Genomic DNA, 561 nt, shown 5'->3' with positions numbered 1-561 from the left:
CGTAAGCCTCGGCGGCTGAAACGAACAACGGATCGGCCGCTGGGCGGGTGAAGTGCACCTTGCTCCCCTGATCGAGAAGGATTGCACCGAAGCCCAAACGCATGTGGTGGTTGGGTGGCGCGACGTAGATGTGGCCGCGCTCGATGACCTCCCCGTGCCGCCCGAAGGTGGTTGGAAGACTGCCGCGCTGACTAAGGATGTCAGGGAGGACGCTCGGGTTCGCCCCGATGTGCTGCACGACGAACACGGAGGCGCGGAGATTTGACGGCAAAGCCTCGACAATCCGCTTGAGCGGTTTGAGGCCGCCGGCATAGCTGGCGATGACGATGATGGCGCCCATTCCCTTGCTACAATCGACCGGGGGCAAGCGCGGTTCAGTCGCGCCTGGCCGAATGTCTGAGCTACGCGGCAGCTTCGACCCCCTTCCGCTCCGGCGTCTTATCGATGACGATGAGCACAGAGGCGGTCAGTATGCTCATGCCAGCTTCGTCGCGAACCTCGGCCCGGTACTGAGCAGCCGGCCGTGCCTTATGCTCGGACCCGAGCATGTCGGCCAAAGTC

At 63.6% G+C, this 561-nt stretch carries 1 protein-coding gene; it reads right to left on the bottom strand.

Translation table 11 applies throughout. The features are described from left to right. Nucleotides 1-340 (bottom strand): chemotaxis protein CheB (locus MKK75_RS00245; RefSeq protein WP_279593455.1); only part of this gene is annotated, 340 nt, incomplete at its 3' end. Nucleotides 341-561: the final 221 nt, after the last annotated feature.

Origin of the sequence: Methylobacterium sp. J-030 (assembly GCF_022829545.1) — a bacterium.
GTDB lineage: Bacteria > Pseudomonadota > Alphaproteobacteria > Rhizobiales > Beijerinckiaceae > Methylobacterium.
This window is presented reverse-complemented; position numbering and strand designations above follow the sequence as displayed.